At 71.8% G+C, this 23,094-nt stretch carries 23 protein-coding genes, 5 tRNA genes and 1 pseudogene; 19 read left to right on the forward strand and 10 right to left on the reverse strand.

The features are described from left to right. The 4 genes and pseudogenes from ACFXGN_RS23995 to ACFXGN_RS24010 form a co-directional block, all read right to left on the reverse strand. Positions 1 to 70, reverse strand: a pseudogene (locus ACFXGN_RS23995) (ATP-binding protein); the annotation flags it as partial. Beyond that, positions 51 to 455 (reverse strand): DUF742 domain-containing protein, encoded by a 405-nt coding sequence (locus tag ACFXGN_RS24000; RefSeq protein WP_017235980.1) that lies wholly within the window; start codon positions 453 to 455, stop codon positions 51 to 53. The pseudogene ACFXGN_RS23995 and the gene ACFXGN_RS24000, both read right to left, overlap by 20 nt. 158 nt (positions 456 to 613) lie before the next feature. After that, a complete protein-coding gene (locus ACFXGN_RS24005) occupies positions 614 to 1,027 on the reverse strand; it encodes a roadblock/LC7 domain-containing protein (RefSeq protein ID WP_030496942.1) in 414 nt (137 codons plus the stop codon). A gap of 9 nt (positions 1,028 to 1,036) precedes the next feature. Next, the gene (locus ACFXGN_RS24010) at positions 1,037 to 5,107 is read right to left on the reverse strand and encodes a nitrate- and nitrite sensing domain-containing protein (protein WP_384862732.1); all 4,071 of its coding nucleotides are present in this window, start codon (positions 5,105 to 5,107) and stop codon (positions 1,037 to 1,039) included. 569 nt (positions 5,108 to 5,676) lie between these two features. Between ACFXGN_RS24010 and ACFXGN_RS24015 the strand changes: the two genes are divergently transcribed. The 9 genes from ACFXGN_RS24015 to ACFXGN_RS24055 all read left to right on the forward strand — a co-directional run bounded on the left by ACFXGN_RS24015 (position 5,677) and on the right by ACFXGN_RS24055 (position 9,666). Then, positions 5,677 to 5,889: a hypothetical protein gene (locus tag ACFXGN_RS24015; protein WP_384862734.1), complete on the forward strand. Its 213-nt coding sequence runs from the start codon at positions 5,677 to 5,679 to the stop codon at positions 5,887 to 5,889. Between the two features lie 132 nt (positions 5,890 to 6,021). Beyond that, a complete protein-coding gene (locus ACFXGN_RS24020; RefSeq protein WP_384862737.1) occupies positions 6,022 to 6,816 on the forward strand; it encodes a fumarylacetoacetate hydrolase family protein in 795 nt (264 codons plus the stop codon). Further along, the gene (gene gltX / locus ACFXGN_RS24025) at positions 6,809 to 8,281 is read left to right on the forward strand and encodes a glutamate--tRNA ligase (protein WP_384862739.1); all 1,473 of its coding nucleotides are present in this window, start codon (positions 6,809 to 6,811) and stop codon (positions 8,279 to 8,281) included. The genes ACFXGN_RS24020 and gltX overlap by 8 nt, the downstream gene beginning before the upstream one ends. A 26-nt stretch (positions 8,282 to 8,307) precedes the next feature. Next, the gene (locus tag ACFXGN_RS24030) at positions 8,308 to 9,030 is read left to right on the forward strand and encodes an HAD family hydrolase (protein WP_384862742.1); all 723 of its coding nucleotides are present in this window, start codon (positions 8,308 to 8,310) and stop codon (positions 9,028 to 9,030) included. A gap of 92 nt (positions 9,031 to 9,122) precedes the next feature. Further along, positions 9,123 to 9,194 (forward strand) — tRNA-Gln (locus ACFXGN_RS24035). A gap of 42 nt (positions 9,195 to 9,236) precedes the next feature. Beyond that, positions 9,237 to 9,309, forward strand: a tRNA-Glu gene (locus ACFXGN_RS24040). A gap of 84 nt (positions 9,310 to 9,393) precedes the next feature. After that, a tRNA-Glu gene (locus tag ACFXGN_RS24045) sits at positions 9,394 to 9,466 on the forward strand. Positions 9,467 to 9,480: 14 nt separating this feature from the next. Continuing rightward, positions 9,481 to 9,552, forward strand: a tRNA-Gln gene (locus tag ACFXGN_RS24050). Between the two features lie 41 nt (positions 9,553 to 9,593). After that, positions 9,594 to 9,666 (forward strand) — tRNA-Glu (locus tag ACFXGN_RS24055). Between the two features lie 130 nt (positions 9,667 to 9,796). Here the strand turns inward: ACFXGN_RS24055 and ndgR are convergent. Further along, the gene (gene ndgR / locus ACFXGN_RS24060) at positions 9,797 to 10,513 is read right to left on the reverse strand and encodes an IclR family transcriptional regulator NdgR (RefSeq protein ID WP_317875038.1); all 717 of its coding nucleotides are present in this window, start codon (positions 10,511 to 10,513) and stop codon (positions 9,797 to 9,799) included. Between the two features lie 140 nt (positions 10,514 to 10,653). On the opposite strand from ndgR, the gene leuC reads away from it, so the two are divergent. The 4 genes from leuC to ACFXGN_RS24080 all read left to right on the forward strand — a co-directional run bounded on the left by leuC (position 10,654) and on the right by ACFXGN_RS24080 (position 13,861). After that, on the forward strand, positions 10,654 to 12,078 hold the full coding sequence (gene leuC / locus ACFXGN_RS24065) for a 3-isopropylmalate dehydratase large subunit (protein ID WP_384862744.1): 1,425 nt from the start codon (positions 10,654 to 10,656) through the stop codon (positions 12,076 to 12,078). Between the two features lie 6 nt (positions 12,079 to 12,084). Beyond that, positions 12,085 to 12,678, forward strand: coding sequence for a 3-isopropylmalate dehydratase small subunit (leuD, locus tag ACFXGN_RS24070; RefSeq protein WP_384862747.1), 594 nt, complete (start codon positions 12,085 to 12,087; stop codon positions 12,676 to 12,678). Positions 12,679 to 12,782: 104 nt separating this feature from the next. After that, positions 12,783 to 13,010 (forward strand): hypothetical protein, encoded by a 228-nt coding sequence (locus ACFXGN_RS24075; RefSeq protein WP_351787330.1) that lies wholly within the window; start codon positions 12,783 to 12,785, stop codon positions 13,008 to 13,010. A 143-nt stretch (positions 13,011 to 13,153) separates the two neighbouring features. After that, positions 13,154 to 13,861, forward strand: coding sequence for an HU family DNA-binding protein (locus tag ACFXGN_RS24080; protein WP_351787327.1), 708 nt, complete (start codon positions 13,154 to 13,156; stop codon positions 13,859 to 13,861). A gap of 170 nt (positions 13,862 to 14,031) precedes the next feature. Here ACFXGN_RS24080 and ACFXGN_RS24085 read toward each other — a convergent pair whose 3' ends face one another. Both ACFXGN_RS24085 and cofC read right to left on the reverse strand, forming a co-directional pair. Then, positions 14,032 to 14,241, reverse strand: a complete 210-nt coding sequence (locus ACFXGN_RS24085; RefSeq protein ID WP_384862750.1) for a hypothetical protein — start codon at positions 14,239 to 14,241, stop codon at positions 14,032 to 14,034. Positions 14,242 to 14,251: 10 nt separating this feature from the next. Then, positions 14,252 to 14,917 carry a 2-phospho-L-lactate guanylyltransferase gene (cofC, locus tag ACFXGN_RS24090; protein WP_384862753.1) on the reverse strand — a complete coding sequence of 222 codons (666 nt, stop codon included), beginning with the start codon at positions 14,915 to 14,917 and terminating at the stop codon, positions 14,252 to 14,254. 126 nt (positions 14,918 to 15,043) lie between these two features. On the opposite strand from cofC, the gene ACFXGN_RS24095 reads away from it, so the two are divergent. The 3 genes from ACFXGN_RS24095 to ACFXGN_RS24105 all read left to right on the forward strand — a co-directional run bounded on the left by ACFXGN_RS24095 (position 15,044) and on the right by ACFXGN_RS24105 (position 18,030). Then, positions 15,044 to 15,796 (forward strand): lysophospholipid acyltransferase family protein, encoded by a 753-nt coding sequence (locus tag ACFXGN_RS24095; RefSeq protein ID WP_384862755.1) that lies wholly within the window; start codon positions 15,044 to 15,046, stop codon positions 15,794 to 15,796. Then, positions 15,793 to 16,794 carry an NAD(P)H-dependent glycerol-3-phosphate dehydrogenase gene (locus ACFXGN_RS24100; protein WP_384862756.1) on the forward strand — a complete coding sequence of 334 codons (1,002 nt, stop codon included), beginning with the start codon at positions 15,793 to 15,795 and terminating at the stop codon, positions 16,792 to 16,794. The genes ACFXGN_RS24095 and ACFXGN_RS24100 overlap by 4 nt, the downstream gene beginning before the upstream one ends. A gap of 96 nt (positions 16,795 to 16,890) precedes the next feature. After that, a complete protein-coding gene (locus ACFXGN_RS24105; RefSeq protein WP_384862759.1) occupies positions 16,891 to 18,030 on the forward strand; it encodes a D-alanine--D-alanine ligase family protein in 1,140 nt (379 codons plus the stop codon). 34 nt (positions 18,031 to 18,064) lie between these two features. Here ACFXGN_RS24105 and ACFXGN_RS24110 read toward each other — a convergent pair whose 3' ends face one another. Continuing rightward, on the reverse strand, positions 18,065 to 18,544 hold the full coding sequence (locus tag ACFXGN_RS24110; RefSeq protein WP_384863025.1) for a DUF3515 domain-containing protein: 480 nt from the start codon (positions 18,542 to 18,544) through the stop codon (positions 18,065 to 18,067). Positions 18,545 to 18,567: 23 nt separating this feature from the next. Next, positions 18,568 to 18,801, reverse strand: a complete 234-nt coding sequence (locus ACFXGN_RS24115) for an Lrp/AsnC family transcriptional regulator (protein ID WP_189949729.1) — start codon at positions 18,799 to 18,801, stop codon at positions 18,568 to 18,570. A gap of 233 nt (positions 18,802 to 19,034) precedes the next feature. On the opposite strand from ACFXGN_RS24115, the gene ACFXGN_RS24120 reads away from it, so the two are divergent. Next, positions 19,035 to 19,997, forward strand: coding sequence for a thiamine-phosphate kinase (locus ACFXGN_RS24120; protein ID WP_384862761.1), 963 nt, complete (start codon positions 19,035 to 19,037; stop codon positions 19,995 to 19,997). Continuing rightward, entirely contained in the window at positions 19,994 to 20,794 is an 801-nt protein-coding gene (gene thiD, locus ACFXGN_RS24125; protein WP_384862764.1) for a bifunctional hydroxymethylpyrimidine kinase/phosphomethylpyrimidine kinase, read from the forward strand. Before ACFXGN_RS24120 ends, thiD begins: the two co-directional genes overlap by 4 nt. A 145-nt stretch (positions 20,795 to 20,939) precedes the next feature. On the opposite strand, the gene rpmB is transcribed toward thiD, so the two are convergent. Beyond that, complete coding sequence (gene rpmB / locus ACFXGN_RS24130; protein WP_003957616.1) at positions 20,940 to 21,125, reverse strand: 50S ribosomal protein L28; 186 nt, start codon at positions 21,123 to 21,125, stop codon at positions 20,940 to 20,942. Positions 21,126 to 21,361: 236 nt separating this feature from the next. On the opposite strand from rpmB, the gene ACFXGN_RS24135 reads away from it, so the two are divergent. Then, entirely contained in the window at positions 21,362 to 23,056 is a 1,695-nt protein-coding gene (locus ACFXGN_RS24135) for a DAK2 domain-containing protein (RefSeq protein WP_384862766.1), read from the forward strand. Positions 23,057 to 23,094 lie beyond the last annotated feature (38 nt).

Consider the following 23,094-nt stretch of genomic DNA (forward strand, 5'->3'; position numbering starts at 1 on the left):
CGCCCGCCACCACGATCTTCGCGCTGGTGGTTGAACGGGCCGCGCCGCCGCTAGAGCTTGCGAAGTCCACTGAGCACCCTTTCGAGCAGTGTCACGTCCGGCGTGCCGCCGGTCTCTCCGTTGCCCGGCTGGTGGATCGCCACCATGCCGGCCTCCGCCAGGTCGGCTACGAGGATTCGGGCGACGCCGAGCGGCATCGACAGCAGCGCCGACACCTCGGCCACCGACTTGACCTCACGGCACAGGTGGCAGATCCGCTGGTGCTCGGGGAGCAGCGTCGCGAGGTGTGCCGGATCGGCCGTGGTGCTGACCAGCGCCTCGATGGCGAGCTGGTAGCGCGGCCGGGTCCGGCCGCCGGTCATCGCGTACGGACGCACCAGCGGCTGGTCGCCCTCGTGTCCGTACTCGTCGACTGAGGCGCCGTACGGATCGTGAGAGGCGGGGGGCGGGGTCATGAATCCTCCGGGCGTGACAGCAAACTTCTGCCGTCTGATGGGGCCGGTGGGGGGCCGGATGGGGCGGCCGGACGGTGAACGGTGCCAAAAGGCGGTACGGAGGGGCGTACCGCCCGGTCGTGCGGTCGTGCGGTCGGGCTTGGTCCGGGGACGGCCCGTCAGTGCAGCAGGCTGCCCTGGAGCTCCGCGCGGAGATCCGGGGTGAGGACGCTGCCGGCCCGGTCGACCAGCAGCGCCATCTCGTAGCCCACGAGGCCGATGTCGCACTCGGGGTGGGCGAGCACGGCCAGCGAGGATCCGTCGGAGACCGACATGAGGAAGAGGAAGCCGCGCTCCATCTCCACCACCGTCTGGGCGACGGGGCCCCCCTCGAAGATCCGGGACGCGCCCGCGGTCAGCGAGGTCAGTCCGGACGCGACGGCCGCCAGTTGGTCGGCGCGGTCGCGGGGGAATCCTTCGGACATGGCCAGCAGGAGTCCGTCGGCGGAGACCACCACCGTGTGGGACACCCCGGGGGTGTTGTCCACGAAGTTGGTGATCAACCAGTTCAGATTCTGCGCCGCCTGGCTCATCGCGTTCAACTAACGCTCCTGCTGGTGGTTCGGACCGGAGGGGTTGCCACCCGTGGTCGGGTTGCCCGCCTGTCGGCCCTGCTGGATGCCGCGGCGCAGATTGGTGAGCCGGCCGCGGACGTCGTCGGGTGCACGCGAGACCTGGGGGCCGGCGGTGTGCGCCTGCTCCTGGGCGGTCCCGGGTACGAGGTTGGCCTTCGGCACGCGCCGGGGAAGACCGGAGGTGGTGACGCCGCCGGCCGCGGGCTTGCGCACCCGCTCGGCCTGGCGCACCAGCTCGTCGTTGGGCGAGGTCCGCCAGGCGGCCCCGCCGTTCTGGCGGCCGTCGGCGGCCGGATCGCCCGGACGGCCCGCGGGGGCGGGCGGCTGCGCGGCGGCCGGGGGCTGCCCGGGGTGCGTCGCGTCCGGGGCCTGACCCTGCCGCTGGGCCTGCTCCTGCTGCTGGAACCAGTTGGTCTCCAGCGTGTCGTAGAGCGGGGTGCGGCCGTCGCCCGAGCCACCGGCCGGCGGCAGGGCCTCCGGCCGTCGCGGCTGCTGGAGCTGCGGCTGACGCGGCTCCAGCGGCTGCTCGCCGACCGGACGCGGGGCGCCGAAGTCACCGGCGGGCCGCTGCTGCGGGGCCGGGGGCTGCTGCGGGGCCCGCTGCTGCGCCTGCGGCACGTAGGGCTGCTGGCCGAACTGCTGCTGACCGCCCTGCTGGCCACCCTGCTGGTACGGCTGCGGCGCCTGCGGCTGCTGGGCCCGCTGGGGCAGTCCCTGCTGCTGGGGTGCCGGAGTGCCGAAGTCGGGGTACGGGAACTGGCCGGTGGCGGCGGGGTCCTGGGGCGCGTCCGGGCGGCCGAACTGCCCGGTGGCGGCCGGGTCCTGCGGAGCACCGAAGTCCGGACGCGGGAACTGGCCCGTGGAGCCGGGGCCCTGCGGAGCACCGAGGTCGGGGCGCGGGAACTGGCCCGTGGAGCCGGGGCCCTGCGGGGCGCCGAAGTCCGGGCGCGGGAACTGCGCGGTCTCCGCCGGATCCTGGACACCCTGGTACGGCTGCGGGACCTGCGGCTCCTGGGCCCGCTGCGGGAGCCCCTGCCGCTGGGGCGCCTGGGCACCGAAGTCGGGGTACGGGAACTGGCCGGTGGCGGCGGGGTCCTGGGGCGCGTCCGGGCGGCCGAACTGGCCGGTGGCGGCCGGGTTCTGCGGGGCGCCGAAGTCCGGGCGCGGGAACTGGCCGGTGGAGCCGGGACCCTGCGGAGCACCGAAGAGACCCGTGGTCTCGGGCTCCTCGTGGCCGCGCGGGGCGTCCAGCGGGCTCGTCTCCTGCTGCGGGCGGACCGGCTGCCGCGCCGGGTCGTCGCCCCAGCTCGCGGCCTGCGGGCGCGGCTGCTGCGGGTTGCCGCCGGGCAGCTCGGCGCGCGGGTACCCGTATCCGCCGGGCTGGTTCTCCTGCGGCTGCTGGGGGACGGCCGGTGCCTGGTGGGCACGGTTCTGGTTCCCCTGGTTGCCCCATACGTCGGTACGGGACGGGATGGCGCTCGCGGCGCCGCCGATGAGGCCGCCGCCGGGGCGCATCGTGTCGACACCCGGGGGGGGTGCCTGCGGACCCTGGGGGACCTGCGGCAGCTGACCGGTCTGGTCGAGCTGGGCGTTCTGCGGCTGCGGGGCGTGCTGCGGGCCGCCGGGGAGCGGGGAGCCGTCGCGGGCGGGCAGCGCGGGGCGGGGAGCGCCCGTACCGACCTGGCCGCGCGCCGCGGCGGCGCCCGAGGCGAGCCGGCCGGCCGCGGAGGACGCGCCGCCCTGGCCGGGCCGCGCGCCGCCGGGGCCGCCGGGACCCGCGGGGAGACGGCCGCCGGGGGCGGTGCCGGGCGGCATCGCGCCCTGGCCGCCGGGCTTCGGCATCGGCTTCTTGTTGCCCTGGGCCACGTCCACCGGGAGCATGACGAGCGCGGTGGTGCCGCCCGAGTCGGACGGGCGCAGCTGGATGCGGATGCCGTGTCGCAGGGACAGGCGGCCGACCACGAACAGACCCATGCGGCGGGAGACGGAGACGTCCACGGTGGGCGGCGAGGCGAGCCGCTCGTTGATGGCCGCCAGGTCCTCGGGCGAGAGGCCGATGCCGGTGTCGTGGATCTCGACGAGCACCCGGCCGTCGGGCAGCGCGTGACCGGTGACCCGGACCTTGGTCTGCGGGGAGGAGAACGAGGTCGCGTTCTCAAGCAGCTCGGCGAGCAGGTGCACGAGGTCGTTGACGACCCGGCCGGCGACCTCGGTCGCGGGGACCGAGGACAGCTCGATGCGCTCGTACTGCTCCACCTCGGAGGCGGCGGCGCGCAGGACGTCGACCAGCGGGACCGGGCGGGTCCAGCGGCGGCCCGGCTCCTCACCGGCGAGGACGAGGAGGTTCTCGCCGTTCCGGCGCATACGGGTGGCGAGGTGGTCGAGCTTGAAGAGCGAGGACAGCTGGTCCGGGTCGGCCTCGCGGGACTCCAGTTCGGAGATGAGCGAGAGCTGGCGCTGGATGAGGCCCTGGGAACGGCGCGAGAGGTTGGTGAACATCGCGTTGACGTTGCCCCGGAGGAGGGCCTGCTCGGCGGCGAGACGGACGGCCTCGCGGTGCACGTCGTCGAAGGCCGCGGCCACCTGGCCGATCTCGTCCCGGGAGTGCACGCCGACGGACTCGACGGAGGTGTCGACGTCCTGCGGGTCGGACTCCGAGAGCTGCTTGACCAGCTCGGGCAGACGTTCCTGGGCGACCTTGGTGGCGGTGTCCTGGAGGCGGCGCAGCGACCGGATCATGGACCGGGCCACGACGAAGGCGCCGATGAGCGAGACGCCGAGGACGAGGAGGATCAGCGCACCGTTGACGATGGCCTCGCGCTGCGACTCCTGCCGCAGCTCACGGGCCATGGTCTCCATGTCGCCGAGCAGACCGCGCTCGATGCGGTTCATGGCGGCGATCTTGGTGCCGTACTCGTCGGTGAAGTTCAGATGGCCGCGCTGGGAATTCTTCGCCTTGATGGCGTCGTCGGTCCTCAGGACGCGCTCGGCGTACTTCTCGGCGGCGAGGATCGAGGGGTTGCCGCTGTTCAGGGAGGCGGTCAGCTCGTTGGCATCGCCGCCGGTGGACTCGTAGATCGCCTGGAACGACTTGAGCTCGACGCCCTCGGAGTTGAGCGCGGCCTCGCCGTAGAGGCGGTCTCCCTGCTGGAGGTCTCCGGCGGTCTTGTCGCTCGGGGGGAGGGCACCGGCGATGATCGCCTGCTGGATGGAGGCGTACTCCTTGGCGGACGAGAAGGCGGCGAGCGCCCGGGTCCGCTTGATCATGTCGGGGTTGCTGGTCGCCTGCGCCATGTCCTGCGACAGGCTGAGCAGCGAGCGGACGAGACGGCTGTACGCCTCGACCGTCACCGAGTGCGAGACGCCCTTGGCGTAGGCGTTGCCGCGGATCGTGTTGAGCTGGATGACCTGCGAGGCGATCTGGCTGACGTTCTGGCGGATGCTGCGCAGCGCCTCGTCGCCCTCGGTGGCCGGGATGTCCTCGGTCGCCTCGAGGAACGCCTTGTACTCGCGGTCGGTCTTCCGGCGGTTGTTGGCGACCTGGTAGTCGCTGACGGGGCGGCTGTTGGCCAGCGGTCCGGCGGAGAGGTCGCGCTCGGCCTGGAGGGCCTGGGCGAGGTCGGTCGCCTCACGGGTCAGCTTGGTGAGCAGCTGCATGTGGTCGAGCTGCTCCATGTCCTTGAGCGACTCGTTGATGCGGATGCCGCCCAGGGTGGTCGCGGCGACCACGGGGAGGGTGAGCAGGGCGACCAGACGCGTGGAGATGCGCCAGTTGCGCAGGGCTATTCGCGAGCCGACCTCGTTCTCGGCGCGGGGCTTGACGGGCGCCTCGGCGGACTCGGCGGGGGCGGCACCGGCGTGGGGGCGCCTGCCCGCGTCACCGGCGTCGCCGGACGGGCCCTTGCCCTGCTTCGGGGTGCGCGGGGCCGAGGGACCGCGGTCGGTCCCGGCGCGCGGTTCCTGCTCCGCCGGAGCATCCGCGCGGCCCTGACGGGCCTGGGCAGACCCCGAGCCATCCCTCTTGAAACGTCCCTGCACTAGCGTCGCAACCTCTTGACCAGGCGTCCTTCCGGATGAACGGAGAGGACGGTGTCGGCTTCGTCGGGGCGTGTGTGACGCCCCAGGTGGTCATCGGTGACCGGCGCAGCTCCCCCTTTCCCGCCACTCGGCCGGCGCTGCGGTGCGCCCCGTGCGCGCCGGCTTCGAAACCCGCGGCGGTGCGTGGAATTGCAGCACAGTGCAGGATCTCCAACAAGGGCCGAGTGCCGTGCCGGGAGGGGAATGACAACCCGTGCCCGGTGGGTCACCCCATGTAGACGATGATCGCGGAGGATTCGGACTTTTCCACTCCAATGAGTGGGCATACCCCTGTGTCCCAGTCGCCATGATCAGGAGCGGAATGGAGTATTCAGTGGCGGAATGTACCTTTCAGAGGTGACAAACTGCTGCCCGTAATGCCTGAAATGCTCACCCATGGGTGAGCAAACTCACACTCTTCCCGACGTCTTGGCCATGCTCTTCCGGGGAATCCCGTGCTTAGCCTGACGCTTTACACCCCTTCGCGCCCTTCCGCGGCGCCCGTACCGGAACAGGGTCAGACCACCCCGATGAAGACGACGAAGACGACGACGCCCGGCTCCACGGCCAACCCCCGCCGCTCCACCCTCGTCCACCTCGTGGACGCCGCGGAGCTCGGCCGGGGCGCCCGGCCGGAGTACACGGCCGCGCTGCCCGCCCGTACGGCCAACCCGCGCCGCACCGTCCTCATGCAGGCCCCCGCGCCGTTCGAGCCGCAGCCCTACGCCACGCTGGCCCGCTGACCCCGTAGCGCGTCCCCGCCTCCTGTGACGCGCGTCATGGGAGGCGCTGATATCGCAGGTCGAGCGCCCCCGCGCCGCGTTAGCCTGGAGCGTCAGACTCCAGCAAGCACCAAGTGAGGGGCGACAGCACTCGTGCGCATCGCCAGATTCTCCATCGACGGCAATGTGGCCTTCGGCGCCGTCGAGGGCGAGGGAACCGTCGAGTCCGGCGGCCTGGTCCTCGACATCATCAAGGGCATCCCGTACACCGACTTCGAGCTCAGCGGCACCAAGGTCCCGCTCAGCAAGGTCCGGCTCCTGCCGCCCGTGCTCCCCAACAAGGTCGTGGGCATCGGCCGCAACTACGCGGCGCACGCCGCCGAGCTCGGCAACGAGGTCCCCGACGTCCCCGTCGCCTTCTTCAAGCCCACCACCTCGGTGATCGGCCCCGGCGACGCCATCGAGTACCCCTCCTTCTCGCGGGAGCTGCACTACGAGGCCGAGCTGGCCGTGGTGATCGGCCGCATGTGCCGCGAGGTGCCCCGCGAGCGCGTCCAGGACGTGATCTTCGGCTACACCTGCGCCAACGACGTCACCGCCCGTGACGTCCAGAAGCGCGAGAACCAGTGGGCCCGCGCCAAGGGCTTCGACACCTCCTGCCCCCTCGGCCCCTGGGTCGAGACCGGTCTGAGCGTGGCCGCCGCGGGCGACCTGACCCTCCAGGCCACGGTCAACGGGGAGCAGCGCCAGCTGGGTCGGACGAGCGACATGATCCGCTCCATCGAGGACCTGGTCGTCCACATCACCGAGGCCATGACGCTGCTCCCCGGCGACGTCATCCTCACCGGCACCCCCGCCGGGGTCGGCCCCCTCGCCCCCGGCGACGAGGTCGCCGTCACCATCGAAGGCATCGGCACTCTCACCAATAAGGTGATCAAGCGTGGCTAACGCGATCCGCGTCCGTTTCTGTCCCTCGCCGACCGGCAACCCCCACGTGGGTCTGGTCCGCACCGCTCTCTTCAACTGGGCCTTCGCCCGGCACAACGAGGGCACCATGGTCTTCCGCATCGAGGACACCGACGCGGCGCGCGACTCGGAGGAGTCGTACGAGCAGCTGCTCGACTCGCTGCGCTGGCTCGGCCTCGACTGGGACGAGGGCCCGGAGGTCGGCGGCCCGCACGCGCCCTACCGGCAGTCGCAGCGGACGGACATCTACAAGGACGTCGCCGACCGGCTGCTCGCCGGCGGGTACGCGTACCCCTGCTACTGCACCACCGAGGAGCTCGACGAGCGCCGCGCCGCCGCCCGCGCCGCCGGCCGCCCCTCCGGCTACGACGGCCACTGCCGCGACCTCACCGCCGAGCAGAAGGCCGCCTACGAGGCCGAGGGCCGCGCCGCGATCGTCCGCTTCCGGATGCCCGACGAGCCGATCACCTTCACCGACCTGGTCCGCGGCGAGCTGACCTTCACCCCGGAGAACGTGCCGGACTACGGCATCCTCCGGGCCAACGGCGCCCCGCTGTACACCCTGGTCAACCCGGTCGACGACGCCCTGATGGAGATCACCCACGTCCTGCGCGGCGAGGACCTGCTCTCCTCCACCCCCCGCCAGGTCGCCCTCTACAAGGCGCTGATCGAGCTCGGCGTCGCCAAGGAGATCCCCTCCTTCGGCCACCTGCCGTACGTGATGGGCGAGGGCAACAAGAAGCTCTCCAAGCGCGACCCTGAGGCCTCCCTCAACCTCTACCGGGAGCGCGGTTTCCTCCCCGAGGGCCTGCTGAACTACCTCTCGCTCCTCGGCTGGTCCTTCTCGGCCGACCGGGACATCTTCACGGTCCCCGAGATGGTGGCGAAGTTCGACATCGCCGACGTCAACGCCAACCCGGCGCGCTTCGACCTCAAGAAGGCCGAGTCGATCAACGCCGACCACATCCGGATGCTGGACCCGAAGGCCTTCGCCGAGGCCTGCGAGCCCTGGCTGGTGGCCCCGCGCGCCCCCTGGGCGCCCGAGGACTTCGACCGGGCCGCCTGGGACGCCATCGCGCCGCACGCCCAGACCCGGGTGACCGTCCTCTCGGACATCACGGCCAACGTGGACTTCCTCTTCCTGCCCGAGCCGGTCCTGGACCAGCCCTCGTGGGACAAGGCGATGAAGGGCGAGCCCGTGGCCCTGCTCACCACCGCCCGGGAGAAGCTCGCCGCCGCCGACTGGAGCGACCCGGAGTCCCTGAAGAACGCGGTCCTGGCCGCGGGCGAGGCCCACGGCCTCAAGCTCGGCAAGGCCCAGGCCCCGGTCCGTGTCGCCGTCACCGGCCGCACGGTCGGCCTGCCGCTCTTCGAGTCCCTGGAGATCCTCGGCGAGGAGAAGACCCTGGCCCGCATCGACGCGGCCCTGGCGAAGCTCACCGCCTGACCCCCACCGCGCGGTACGGTCGGCGCATGACCATCCGCGCGGTGCTGTGGGACGTCGACGACACGATCTTCGACTACGCGCGCGCCGACCACGCCGGCATGGACGCGCACCTGACGGCCGAGGGCCTGGTGGACGGATTCGACTCCGTCGACCGGGCCCTCGGCCGTTGGCGGGAGCTGACCACGCTCCACTGGCGCCGCTTCGAGGCGGGCGGGATCGACTTCGAGGACCAGCGCAGGGACCGCGTCCGCGACTTCCTCGCGGCGCCGGAGCTCACCGCCGCCGAGGCCGACGACTGGTTCGGGCGCTACCTCGTCCACTACGAGGCGGCCTGGGAGCTCTTCCCCGACACCGTGCCCGTCCTGGACCTCCTGGCCGATGACTATCGTCACGGGATCCTGTCCAACTCCAGCCTCCGCAACCAGGACCGCAAGCTGCGGGTCCTCGGTGTGCGGGACCGCTTCGAGGCCCTGCTGTGCGCCGCCGAACTGGGGGTGGCCAAACCGGCCCCGGAGGCCTTCCACGCGGCCTGCGAGGCCCTTGACCTGTGTCCGGGGGAGGTGGCGTACGTGGGGGACCAGCCCGACATCGACGCCAGGGGCGCGGTGGAGGCGGGGCTGGTGGGCATCTGGCTGGACCGGGCCGACACCGGCGGACGACCCGAGCTGAACCGGATCACCAGCCTCCGTCAGCTCCCTGACCTGCTCCGCGGGGATACCCGTTTTGGAGCACCGTCCACCTTCGGGTAATGTTCTTCCTGCGCCGAGGGGAACAAGCCGAAAGGCAAGAACCCGGAAAGCGCAAGCCGAGCAAGATCCCCCTGGTGGGGAGGTTGTCCCGGTGGCCTATGGTGTAATTGGCAGCACGACGGTTTCTGGTTCCGTTAGTCTTGGTTCGAGTCCAGGTAGGCCAGCTCGCAGAGCTCATCTGCATCGTGGAAATCAGATCCACAAAGGCCCCCGTTGTGTAGCGGCCTAGCACGCCGCCCTCTCAAGGCGGTAGCGCCGGTTCGAATCCGGTCGGGGGTACAGATCCATCCTGCGGAACACTTGGGTAGCTCCCGGTGAAAACGTGGTGACATCACTCGGCTTCGGCCGAGTGGGATCGCTAGGGCCCCCGTTGTGTAGCGGCCTAGCACGCCGCCCTCTCAAGGCGGTAGCGCCGGTTCGAATCCGGTCGGGGGTACGGTTTAACCGCCATGGCCTATGGTGTAATTGGCAACACTACGGTTTCTGGTACCGTCATTCTTGGTTCGAGTCCAGGTAGGCCAGCTCGCAGAGCTCATCTGCAATCGTGGATCACATCCACAAAGGCCCCCGTTGTGTAGCGGCCTAGCACGCCGCCCTCTCAAGGCGGTAGCGCCGGTTCGAATCCGGTCGGGGGTACGAGACGAGGAAGCCCTTCCCTTCGGGGGAGGGCTTCCTCGCTGTTCCCGGCCGTACGCACGCACAAGTCCGGCCCACCGCTGCGGCGTTGGAGCGGTGGGCCGGGACCGTACGAGAAGGTGCGGGGGTGTCAGCCGGTGCGGCGGAGCGCCTCGGAGAGCCGGGCGGCGGCGTCGATGACCGCCTGGGCGTGCATACGGCCCGGGTGGCGGGTCAGGCGCTCGATCGGGCCGGAGACCGACACGGCGGCCACCACGCGGTTCGACGGACCGCGCACGGGCGCCGAGACGGACGCGACGCCCGGCTCCCGCTCGCCGATCGACTGGGCCCAGCCCCGGCGCCGTACGCCCGACAGGGCCGTCGCCGTGAAGCGGGCGCCCTGGAGACCGCGGTGCAGTCGCTCGGGCTCCTCCCAGGCCATCAGGATCTGCGCGGACGAACCCGCCTTCATCGTCAGCGTCGAGCCGACCGGGACGGTGTCCCGCAGACCCGAGAGCCGCTCGGCCGCCGCCACGCAGATCCGCATGTCACCCTGGCGACGGTAGAGCTGCGCGCTCTCGCCGGTGACGTCCCGCAGATGCGTCAGGACCGGGCCCGCCGTCGCGAGGAGGCGGTCCTCGCCCGCCGCCGCGGCCAGCTCCGAGAGGCGGGGCCCGAGAATGAACCGGCCCTGCATGTCGCGCGCCACCATGCGGTGGTGTTCCAGTGCCACGGCGAGACGATGTGCCGTGGGTCGTGCGAGTCCCGTCGCCGCGACCAGTCCTGCGAGGGTGGCCGGACCGGACTCCAGGGCGCCCAGGACAAGGGCTGCCTTGTCGAGAACGCCTACGCCGCTAGAGTTGTCCATGCAACGATATTCGCGTCTCACTCTGTGAAACGCAAGTTCAATTTTCCCGGGAACTTGTCACTCTGGTGGGGCGGCCGCACAACGGCCCGCGGAACGGGTCTCTAGTTGTGCCGACGCTGACGTCGGCCGGAGGGAAAGCGATGGGTAGGACACTCGCGGAGAAGGTCTGGGACGACCACGTCGTCCGGCGCGCCGAGGGCGAGCCCGACCTCCTCTACATCGATCTGCACCTGCTGCACGAGGTGACCAGCCCCCAGGCCTTCGACGGTCTGCGCCAGAACGGCCGGCAGGTGCGGCGCCTCGATCTCACCATCGCCACCGAGGACCACAACACCCCCACCCTCGACATCGACAAGCCGATCGCCGACCCGGTCTCCCGCGCCCAGTTGGAGACCCTGCGCAAGAACTGCGCCGAGTTCGGCGTCCGGCTGCACCCGCTGGGCGACGTTGAGCAGGGCGTCGTCCACGTCGTGGGACCGCAGCTGGGCCTGACCCAGCCCGGCACCACCGTGGTCTGCGGCGACTCGCACACCTCCACGCACGGCGCCTTCGGCGCGCTGGCGTTCGGCATCGGCACCAGCCAGGTCGAGCACGTCCTCGCCACCCAGACCCTCCCGCTGGCCCGTCCCCGGACCATGGCCATCACGGTCGACGGCGAGCTGCCCGAGGACGTCACCGCCAAGGACCTCATCCTGGCGATCATCGCCAAGATCGGCACCGGCGGCGGCCAGGGCTACATCCTGGAGTACCGGGGCTCCGCCATCGAGAAGCTCTCGATGGAGGCCCGGATGACCATCTGCAACATGTCGATCGAGGCCGGTGCCCGCGCGGGCATGATCGCCCCCGACGAGACCACCTTCGCCTATCTGAAGGGCCGCGCCCACGCCCCCGAGGGCGAGGACTGGGACGCCGCCGTCTCGTACTGGGAGACCCTGCGCTCCGACGAGGACGCCGTCTTCGACGCCGAGGTCGTCATCGACGGCCCCTCGCTGGCCCCGTTCGTCACCTGGGGCACCAACCCCGGCCAGGGCGCGCCGCTTTCGGCGAACGTCCCCGACCCGGCTTCGTACGAAGACGCTTCGGAGCGCCTCGCCGCCGAAAAGGCCCTGGAGTACATGGGGTTGACCGCCGGGCAGCCGCTGCGGGACATCAGGGTCGACACCGTCTTCGTAGGCTCCTGCACCAACGGCCGCATCGAGGACCTGCGCAACGCGGCGAACCTGCTCGAAGGCCGCAAGGTCGCCGACGGCGTCCGGATGCTGGTCGTCCCCGGCTCCGTCCGGGTCGCCCTCCAGGCCGTCGAGGAGGGCCTGGACAAGGTCTTCAAGGAGGCCGGGGCCGAATGGCGGCACGCGGGCTGCTCCATGTGCCTGGGCATGAACCCCGACCAGCTGGCACCGGGTGAGCGTTCCGCGTCCACCTCCAACCGCAACTTCGAGGGCCGGCAGGGCAAGGGCGGTCGCACCCACCTGGTCTCCCCCCAGGTCGCCGCCGCCACCGCCGTCCTGGGCCATCTGGCCTCCCCGGCCGATCTGTCCGACGTCGCTACGCCCGCGGGGGTCTGAGGAACCATGGAAGCTTTCACCACGCACACCGGCCGGGCCGTCCCGCTGCGCCGCGGCAACGTCGACACCGACCAGATCATCCCGGCGCACTGGCTGAAGAAGGTCACCCGCGACGGCTTCGAGGACGGTCTCTTCGAGGCCTGGCGCAAGGACCCGGAGTTCGTCCTCAACCGCCCCGAGCGGCAGGGCGCCACGGTCCTGGTCGCGGGCCCCGACTTCGGCACCGGCTCCTCCCGCGAGCACGCCGTCTGGGCGCTCCAGAACTACGGCTTCCAGACCGTGGTCTCCGCCCGCTTCGCGGACATCTTCCGGGGCAACTCGCTGAAGAACGGACTGCTGACCGTGGTCCTGCCGCAGGAGACGGTGGACGCCCTCTGGGAGCTGACCGAGGCCGACCCGACGGCCGAGATCACCGTCGACCTGGAGCGCCGCAAGGTTCTGGCGACCGGGATCGACGCCGACTTCGAGCTCGACGAGAACGCCCGCTGGCGGCTCCTCAACGGGCTCGACGACATCAGCCTCACCCTTCAGAACGAAGCCGACATCGCGGCCTTCGAGGCGGTCAGGCCGTCCCACAAGCCCCGTACAATTACGGCCTGAGCAGCGCTTTTCCAAGACTGCGCCCCCCACCGTCCGGTGGGGGGCGCAGTCGCTTGTTGAGACCCTGTCGGGCGACAACTCGCCCTAGATGGCACAATCGGTGCATGGAACGCGACAGCCAACTCGAGCTCTATGGGGCAGTCGCCGCCCGATTGAAGGAAGCGCACACAAGAGTGCGCTCACTGCAAGTCCCGGAGGGCGTAAGGATGGCGCTGTCCCGGAAGCTGCTGGTCGTGACGGCCGCGGCGAAGCACGATCTCAAGGACGCGGCAACGCGTCTGGACCGGTTGATGAAGGACCTCGACGAGGGCCGATTCCCAGAGGACGACTGACACCGAGAACTCCGCAACGGGACTTCCGCGTTGCGGCACTAGGGTGATTAGACCGTTTCGTGTTTGATTTGCGGTATATACATGCCTAACGTGCGAAAAAGCTTGAACACTTTCGTTCTGGCAATGTCTCCGAAGGGGAAGACGTGAACAAGGCGCAGCTCGTAGAAGCGATTGCCGACAAGATGGGCGGTCGCCAGCAGGCCGCCGAAGCCGTCGACCACGTGCTGGACGCCATCGTGCGTGCCGTGGTCGGGGGGGACCGGGTCTCGGTCACGGGCTTCGGCTCGTTCGAGAAGGTCGACCGCCCGGCCCGCTACGCCCGCAACCCGCAGACGGGTGAGCGGGTCCGGGTCAAGAAGACCTCCGTCCCGCGCTTCCGCGCAGGTCAGGGCTTCAAGGACCTGGTCAGCGGCTCGAAGAAGCTCCCCAAGGGCGGCGAGGTCTCCGTCAAGAAGGCCCCCAAGGGCAGCCTGACCGGTGGCGCCTCCGCGACCGTGAAGAAGGCCGCCGCCAAGAAGGCCACCACCGCCAAGAAGGCCGCCGCGAAGAAGGCGACCCCGGCGAAGAAGACCACGACGGCCGCCGCGAAGAAGGCGACGCCCGCGAAGAAGGCCACGACCGCCGCCGCCAAGAAGGCGACCCCGGCGAAGAAGACCGCCACGACCGCCGCCAAGAAGGCGACGACCAAGGCCGCGGCGAAGAAGGCCACCACGGCCGCCGCGAAGAAGGTCACCAAGGCCGCGGCGAAGAAGACCGCGCCGGCCGCGAAGAAGGCCACGGCGACGAAGGCGCCCGCCAAGAAGACGACGGCGCGCAAGACGACCGCCAAGAAGGCCGCCGCCAAGAAGTAGGACCCACGGTGGACACCCGCCGGGCCGGGCTCCCTCAGGGGGAGCCCGGCCCGCGGCGCGTCCGGCGGGCCCCCGGAAGGGCGTCGGCGGGCCCCGAGACACAGGCCCGAGAAGGCCCGAGAAGGTCCGGGAAGGACCTCGGCAGGCCCCGATAAGGCCCCCGTGGGGCCTCAGAAGGTCTGCAGTGTCACCAGGGTGATCGTCGGGACGCCCCCCGAAGGCCCCGGCGCGGTCTCGATCCGCACCCGCTGCCCCGGCCGCAGCAGCCGCAGCCCGCCCGCCTCGAAGGCCGCCGCCCCGAACTCCACGGGGGTGCCGTCGTCGAGCAGCACACTGCCGCTGCGGGTCTCGGGGTCGTACGTGAACGCGGTCGCCTGCATGGGCCGCAGCCTATCCGGCCGCGGGCAGCCACCGGGCGGTCGTCCGGGGACCGAGCCCCAGCGCCTCCGCCGCCGCCAGATCCTCGCCGGTGTCCACGTCCCGGCGTACGGAATCCACTCCGGCCAGCCTGATTTCCCGCGCTCCCGAAGACAAATGCCGAAGCCTCGACGCGCCCCCGAATGCGGGTTCCAATTCCACTCCCGGACCTGCCGAGAGGAATGTCGTACCTATTTCGGCGGCATCCGCGAGAAAAGCCCGCGGAAAATCCCGGGCCGCGTCCAGGACCCGGGCCAGTTCCCCGGGGCGCAGCGCGGGCAGGTCCGCGTTGAGCGCCGCCACCCGCGCGCACGGCCGCCGGGACCGCACCGCCCGCACCCCGTGCGCGAGCGCCGCGTTGAGCCCCGCCGCCGGAAGGTCCGGCACGATCCGCGCGCCCAGCGCCGCCAGCGCGTCCGCCGCCGCCGGATCGTCCGTGACGACCGCCACATCCCGCACCCGCGAACAGGCGAGGACCGCGCCCACCGTGTCCTCCGCGAAGGCCAGCGCGAGCCGGGGGCGCAGCCGCGCCCCGGCCGCCGCGGCCAGACGGCTCTTCGCCCGTGAGAGCGGCTTCAGGGGCACGACCAGGGACCAGCCGTCGGCCGCGTCCGGGTGCGTCGGGTGCGTCGCGTTCATCGGATTCATTCTGTCCCGCCCACCCGGTCCGCCCCAGGGTCCGGGGCGTACGGTGTCACTCGACACAGCGGGAGCGGGAGGCGACACTTGACCCCCTGCCAGCCCGTCCCGGAGAAAGGTGTTCGCGTGCCCCGCCGCAGAATCGGCTTCTGGTACCGCCTCGCGGCGGTCATCGCCAAACCCCCCCTGGTGGTTCTGTTCAACCGGGACTGGCGCGGAACGGAGCACATTCCGGCCGACGGCGGATTCATCACCGCCGTCAACCACAACTCCTATCTGGACCCGCTGTCGTACGCGCACTACCAGTACAACACCGGCCGCGTCCCCCGCCTCCTCGCCAAGGCCGGCCTCTTCAAGACGCCCTTCGTCGGCATGATGCTGCGCGGCACCGGCCAGATCCCGGTCTACCGGGAGACGACCAACGCCCTCGACGCGTTCCGCGCCGCCGTCGACGCCGTCGAGCGCGGCGAGTGCGTCGCCTTCTACCCCGAGGGCACCCTGACCCGCGACCCCGACATGTGGCCCATGGCGGGCAAGACCGGTGCCGCCCGTGTCGCGCTGGTCACCCGGGCCCCCGTCATCCCGGTGGCCCAGTGGGGCGCGAACCTCGCGATGCCGCCGTACGCCGAGGAGAACAAGTTCCGGCTGTTCCCCCGCAAGACGCTGATCGTGCAGGCCGGTCCGCCCGTGGACCTCTCGCGCTTCGACGGCCTGGAGCCCACGCCCGAGGTGCTCCGCGAGGCCACCGAGACCATCATGGCCGCCATCACCGCCCTCCTGGAGGAGGTCAGGGGCGAGAAGGCGCCCGCCGAGCCGTACGACCACCGCAGGGCGCGACTCGAACAGCGGCGCAGGGCCGCGGGGGAGGGCACGAAGTGACCAAGGCAGCTGTCTTCGGCAACGGATCCTGGGGCACGGCTTTCGCCATGGTGCTCGCCGACGCGGGGTGCGAGGTGAGCCTCTGGGGCCGCCGCGCCGAACTCGCGAAGGAGATCAACGCCACCCGGACCAACCCCGACTACCTGCCGGGCGTCGAGCTCCCCCGGCGGATCACGGCCACCGCCGACGCGGCGGAGGCCGCCTCGGGCGCGGACTTCACCGTCCTCGTCGTCCCCTCCCAGACCCTCCGCGGCAACCTCGCCGCCTGGGCCCCGCTGCTGGCCCCCGACACCGTCCTGGTCTCCCTGATGAAGGGCGTCGAACTCGGCACCGCCAAGCGGATGAGCGAGGTCGTCATCGAGGTCGCGGACGTGCCCGCCGAGCGGGTCGCCGTCCTCACCGGACCCAACCTGGCCATGGAGATCGCGACCCGGCAGCCCGCCGCCGCCGTGGTGGCCTGCGTCGACGAGTCGGTCGCCCAGCGGCTCCAGGCCGCCTGCATGACCCCGTACTTCCGCCCGTACACCAACACCGACGTCGTCGGCTGCGAGCTAGGCGGCGCGGTGAAGAACGTCATCGGCCTCGCCGTCGGCATCGCCAACGGCATGGGCCTCGGCGACAACTCCAAGGCCACGCTCATCACCCGGGGCCTCGCCGAGACCACCCGGCTGGGCCTCGCCATGGGCGCCGACCCGCTGACCTTCTCCGGTCTCGCGGGTCTCGGCGACCTCGTCGCCACCTGTTCCTCGCCGCTCTCCCGGAACAACACCTTCGGCACCAACCTCGGCCGGGGGATGACCCTCCAGGAGACCATCGCGGCCACCAGGCAGACCGCCGAGGGCGTCAAGTCCTGCGAGTCGGTGCTCGATCTGGGCCGCCGCCACGGCGTCGACATGCCCATCACCGAGACCGTCGTCTCCATCGTCCACGACGGGAAGCCGCCGGTCGTCGCCCTCAAGGAACTGATGTCCCGCAGCGCCAAGCCCGAGCGCCGCTGACCGTTCCCGACCGCGCGGGACGGCGCTGCGCCGTACGCGCGCGGCGGCAGCGGGGCGCTCAGGAGTTCGGGAACCGCAAGGTACTCTCAACGCGATATGAGCGAGAACACCCAGAGCCCCCGCAAGCCGCGCGTGGCCGTCGTCTTCGGCGGTCGCAGCTCCGAGCACGCCATCTCCGTCGTCACGGCGGGCGCCGTCCTGAGCGCCATCGACCGGGACAAGTACGACGTGCTGCCCATCGGCATCACGACGGAAGGGCGCTGGGCGCTCACCGCCGACGCCCCGGAGCGCATGGCCATCGCCGACCGCGCCCTGCCGAGCGTCGCCGATCTGGCCGAGTCCGAGAAGGGCGACGTCGTCCTCTCCGCCGACCCCGCCAACCGCGAGGTCGTCCTCACCGAGCCGGGCTGCGTGCCCAAGGTTCTTGGCGAGGTGGACGTGGTCTTCCCGGTGCTGCACGGCCCCTACGGCGAGGACGGCACCCTCCAGGGCCTCCTGGAGCTCTCCGGTGTCCCCTACGTCGGCGCGGGCGTCCTCGCCTCCGCCGTCGGCCAGGACAAGGAGTACATGAAGCGGGTCTTCGTCTCCTTCGGCCTGCCCGTCGGCCCGTACGAGGTCATCCGGCCGCGCGAGTGGGAGCAGAACCCGGCCGCGGCCCGCAAGAAGATCGTCGAGTTCGCCGCCGAGCACGGCTGGCCGCTCTTCGTGAAGCCCGCCCGCGGCGGCTCCTCCATGGGCATCACCAAGGTCGACGACCTCTCCGGTCTCGACGAGGCCGTCGAGGAGGCCCGCCGCCACGACCCGAAGATCCTCGTCGAGTCGCTGCTGCGCGGCCGGGAGATCGAGTGCGGCGTCCTGGAGTTCGAGGACGGCCCGCGCGCCAGCGTGCCCGCCGAGATCCCGCCGGTCACCGACCACGACTTCTACGACTTCGAGGCGAAGTACATCGACTCGGCCTCCGGCATCGTGCCCGCCCCGCTGGGGGACGAGGCCACCGCCGAGGTCCAGCGCCTCGCCGTCGCCGCCTACGAGGCGGTGTCCTGCGAGGGCCTGGTCCGCGCCGACTTCTTCCTCACCGAGGACGGCGACTTCGTCATCAACGAGATCAACACCATGCCGGGCTTCACGCCCATCTCCATGTACCCGCGCATGTGGCAGGAGAGCGGCGTGAGCTACCCCGAGCTGGTCGACCGGCTCGTCCAGGCGGCACTGACCCGCTCCACGGGACTGCGCTGACGGGTTCTCCCCCGGAAGACCGTGCCGACGGCCCTCACAGGCTCGACGGCACGGTCTTCCGCACGGCCGGGGCCAGGTCCGCGAGCGGCGTCGCGTCGTGCGCGAAGCGCTCGGCGAAGCTCACCTCCACGTACGTCACGCGGTACGTCGAGGTGAAACGCGGCCCGCTCCCCTCGGGGTCCTCCAGCATCCAGTTCACACCGTCGGCCTCCACGGCCCGCGCCTTCGGATCGCTCATCTTTTCGGGCCGGGGGACCCCGCAGCGCAGTACGATCGCACCGTCGCCCCAACCGGCGGTCAGCTCGGAGCCCGGCTCCGGGTCACTCCGTCCGAGTCCCGCGACGGTGTCCGGCAGCTCCTTCGCCAGGGCCCGGCAGACGGCGGCCTCGGCCGCCGGAGGGCTGGGCACCACGACGGAAGCCGAGGCGTCCGACGGGGAACAGCCGGTGACGGCCGACAGCAGCACGACTGCCGTGACGGTGGCGGGCAGGCCGAAGGGCCGGTGGGAAGACATCACCGGCCAAGCGTAGACGGGGGCTACAGATGAACGACCGGGCAGGTGAGGGTGCGCGTGATGCCGTCCACTTGCTGGACCTTCGCGACCACCATGCGGCCCAGATCGTCGACCGTGTCCGCCTGCGCGCGCACGATCACGTCGTACGGCCCGGTCACGTCTTCCGCCTGGATCACCCCCGGAATCTTGGAGATGGTGTCGGCGACGGACGACGCCTTGCCCACCTCGGTCTGGATGAGGATGTACGCCTGAACCACGGAACCTCCAGGGCGACCACGAGGATCTTGTGGGAGAAAGGGACGCCACGGTACCGCGTCGCCACGGGCCACGGGGAGACCCGCGCCACCCGAGGCGCCCGCCCGGTGGCGTACGCAGGACAGAAGTTGACGCTCTACTTGACGGTACCCAGCACGGTGACGGCCCGCGACCCGCGGCGCGCACGGACGCGCCACCACCCGCAGGACGGCACGAAGACACGAGGTGAGGCGCGGTGAAGGGCACAGTCGGAGAGCTCGGCGAGTTCGGGCTCATCAAGGAGCTCACGTCCCGGCTCACGTCCACCCCGGCGGTACGGATCGGACCCGGTGACGACGCGGCGGTCGTCTCCGCCCCCGACCGGCGCGTGGTGGCCAGCACGGACATCCTCCTCGAAGGGCGCCACTTCCGCCGCGACTGGTCGACGGCGTACGACGTCGGCCGCAAGGCCGCCGCGCAGAACCTCGCCGACATCGCGGCCATGGGCGCGGTCCCCACCGCGCTCCTCCTCGGCCTCGTCGTCCCCGCGGAACTCCCCGTGACCTGGGCCACCGAACTCATGGACGGCCTGCGCGACGAATGCCAGGTCGCGGGCGCCGCCGTCGTCGGCGGCGACGTGGTGCGCGGCGACACGATCATGGTGTCCATCACCGCCCTCGGCGACCTCCGCAACCACGACCCGGTCACCCGGGGCGGCGCCCAGCCCGGCGACGTCGTCGCCTACACCGGCTGGCTCGGCTGGTCCGCCGCCGGATACGCCGTCCTCTCCCGGGGCTTCCGCTCCCCCCGCGCCTTCGTCGAGGCCCACCGCAGGCCCGAGCCCCCGTACCACGCGGGCCCCGCCGCCGCCGGACTCGGCGCCACCGCCATGTGCGACGTCAGCGACGGCCTCATCGCCGACCTCGGCCACATCGCCGAGGCCAGCAAGGTCCGCATCGACCTGCGCTCCGGCCTCATCGACATCCCCACCCAGATGAACGACATCGGCCAGGCCGTCGGCGTCGACCCCATGCAGTGGGTGCTCACCGGGGGAGAGGACCACGCCATCGTGGCCACCTTCCCGCCCGACGTGAAGCTCCCCGCCCGCTGGAAGGTCATCGGCGAGGTCCTCCACCCCTCCGCGCTGCCGCAGGTCACCGTCGACGGCGCGCCCTGGCACAGCGCGGGCGGCTGGGACCACTTCGGGGAGACGGAGTGAGCGACGCGCCGCCGCTGGTGCTGACCGTCGCGGGCTCCGACTCCGGCGGCGGCGCGGGCGTCCAGGCCGACCTCAAGACGATGCTGGCGCTCGGCGTCCACGGCATGAGCGTGGTCACCGCCGTCACCGCCCAGAACTCCCGGGGCGTCCAGGGCGTCTGGGAACTCCCCGTGGACGCCGTCCGCGCCCAGTACCGCTCCGTCGTCGACGACATCGGCGTCCAGGCCGTCAAGACCGGGATGCTGGCCTCGGCCGAACTCGTCGAGACCGTCGCCGCGCTCCTCGCGGACACCCCGGCACCGGTCGTGGTGGACCCCGTCGGCGTCTCCAAGCACGGCGACCCGCTGCTGGCCGGGAGCGCCCTCGCGTCCGTCCGCACGAAGCTGCTGCCCCGGGCCACCGTCGCCACCCCCAACCTGGACGAGGTGACACAGCTCACCGGTGTGCGCGTCGTCCACGAGGCCGATCTGCGGATCGCGGCCGAGGCGGTCCTCTCGTACGGACCGGAGTGGGCGCTGATCAAGGGCGGGCACCTGCCCACCGGCCGGGACGCCGTCGACCTGCTCACCGACGGCACCGAGGAGCACTGGCTGCGCGCCCCGCGCCTCGACAACCGGCACACCCACGGGACCGGCTGCACCCTCGCCTCGGCCATCGCCGCCGGGCTCGCCCGGGGCCTCGCCGTCCCGGAGGCCGTACGACGGGCCAAGGAGTACGTGACGGGGGCCATAGGCGCCGGGTTCGCCCTGGGGGCGGGGATCGGCCCGGTCGACCACGGCTGGCGCTTCAGGCACTGAGGAACGGACGGCCCCTCGGCACCGGGGGCGGTCCGCCCACCCGTCTCCGGTCACCCGTCCCCGGGTACGGCAAAAGGCCGGTTCACCTAGGTGAACCGGCCTTTCAAGGCAACCGCAGGGGCTGCGCTACGACAGAACGTCGCAATTAGCGCGAGACCTTGCCGGCCTTGATGCACGAGGTGCAGACGTTGAGCCGCTTCGGCGTCCGACCGACCACGGCACGCACGCGCTGGATGTTCGGGTTCCAGCGACGGGACGTACGGCGGTGCGAGTGCGAAATGTTGTTGCCGAAGCCCGGCCCCTTGCCGCAGACGTCGCAGTTGGCAGCCACGGGTCACTCCAAAGACTTCAGAATTACAGTGAAATCCGGCGCACCGGAATCAGGAGTCTGAAGTGGCTTGCCGGGGAACGGCCCGGTGTGGACCGGGCAACCGAAGCAGCATACAACGCCTGCCTCGGTGCAACGAAACTACCATGGTCTGCGAGGACCTCGCCCCGGGCCCCGGTCCCCGGAGGGACACCCCGGGTCTACCCTGCGGTGAGCTCACCGCCCAAGGAGGACCCCCGTTGCCGCGAGCCCTTCAGCCCTCCGAGGAGCTCACCGAGCTCGACGCAGCGGCGCTCAGGACCTGGTCCGCGCGGACGCTGGACGCCCTCGGCAGGGAGCGCGAGGAGATCGACGCGATCAACGTCTACCCCGTCGCGGACGGGGACACCGGCACCAACCTCTACCTCACGGCGGAAGCCGCCCACCAGGCCGTCGAAGCCGTCTTCGCGGCCTCCGTGCCCGACACCGCCGAGACCGTACGGGCCATGGCCCACGGCGCCCTGCTCGGCGCCCGGGGCAACTCCGGCACCATCCTCTCCCAGCTCCTGCGCGGCATGGCCGGGGTCCTCGCCGAGGGAGGTGACGGGGATCACCTCGCCCGCGCCCTCGCCGAGGCCGCCGCGGCGGCCCGGCAGGCCGTCGCCCGCCCGGTGGACGGCACCATCCTCACCGTCGCCGCCGCGGCGGCCGTCGCCTGCGCGGGCGGCGGCCCCCTCGCCCAGGTGGCCAGGGCCGCCCACGAGGGCGCCGGAACCGCCCTCGCCGCCACCTCCGGCCAGCTCGACGTCCTCGCCCGCGCCGGAGTCGTCGACGCGGGCGGCCGGGGACTCGTCGCCGTCCTCGGCGCCCTCGTGGAGACCGTCACGGGCGGCACCCCGCAGCCGCCCGCGACGGACACCGGCGCCGTACGGGCCGCCCAGGACACCGGAGCCGTACGGCCCTCCGGCAGCGCCCCGGCGCCCGGCGTCCTTCCCGCACCGGACGGGAAGTGCCCGCCCGAGCACGGTCCCGACGACTCCGCCGGTCCCGCCTACGAGGTCATCTACCTCCTGGAGGCCGACGACGACGCCGTCGCCCTGCTGCGCGCCCGGCTCGACGCCCTGGGCGACTCCCTCGTCGTCGTCGGCGGCGACGGCCTGTGGAACGTCCACGTCCACGTCGACGACCCCGGAGCCGCCGTCGAGGCGGGCGTCGAGGCGGGCCGCCCCCACCGCATCCGCATCAGCCACTTCGCCGCCGACGCCGCCACCGCCCCCGGCCGCACCGAACGCGCCCAGCGCGCGGTCGTCGCCGTCGTCCCCGGCGAGGGCCTCGCCGGACTCTGCGCCGAGGCGGGCGCCACCACCGTGCGGACCCGGCCCGGCGAACCTCCCGAGGCCGACGAGCTCCTCGACGCCATCCGCCGCGCCCACGCCCGCGAGGTCGTCCTCCTGCCCAACGACACCGATCTGCGCGGGACCGCCGCCGAGGCCGCCGGACGCGCCAGGACCGAAGGCATCCGCGTCGCCCTCATCCCCACCCGGGCCGCCGTCCAGGGCATCGCCGCCCTCGCCGTCCACGAACCCGACCGGCGCTTCGACGAGGACGTCGTCGCCATGACCGCCGCCGCCGGAGCCACCCGCTACGCCGAACTCGCCGTCGCCGAACACCGCTCCTTCACCTCGGCCGGCGTCTGCCAGGCGGGCGACGTCCTCGGGCTCATCGACGGCGACGTCGCCGTCATCGGCAAGGACCTCACCGAGACCGCCCGCACCGTCCTCGACCGGATGCTCTCCGCGGGCGGCGAACTCGTCACCCTCGTCGTCGCCGACGACACCCCGCCCGGCCTCGCCCCCGACCTCGAACACCACGTCAGACGCGGCTATCTGGCCGTCGACACCACCACCTACCACGCGGGCGCCGGAGCGCCCCCGCTGCTCATCGGCGTGGAGTGAGACACGCCGTGTCGGACGCGCCTGTCGGTGCCGTGGTG

This window comes from Streptomyces sp. NPDC059247 (assembly GCF_042754005.1).
GTDB lineage: Bacteria > Actinomycetota > Actinomycetes > Streptomycetales > Streptomycetaceae > Streptomyces.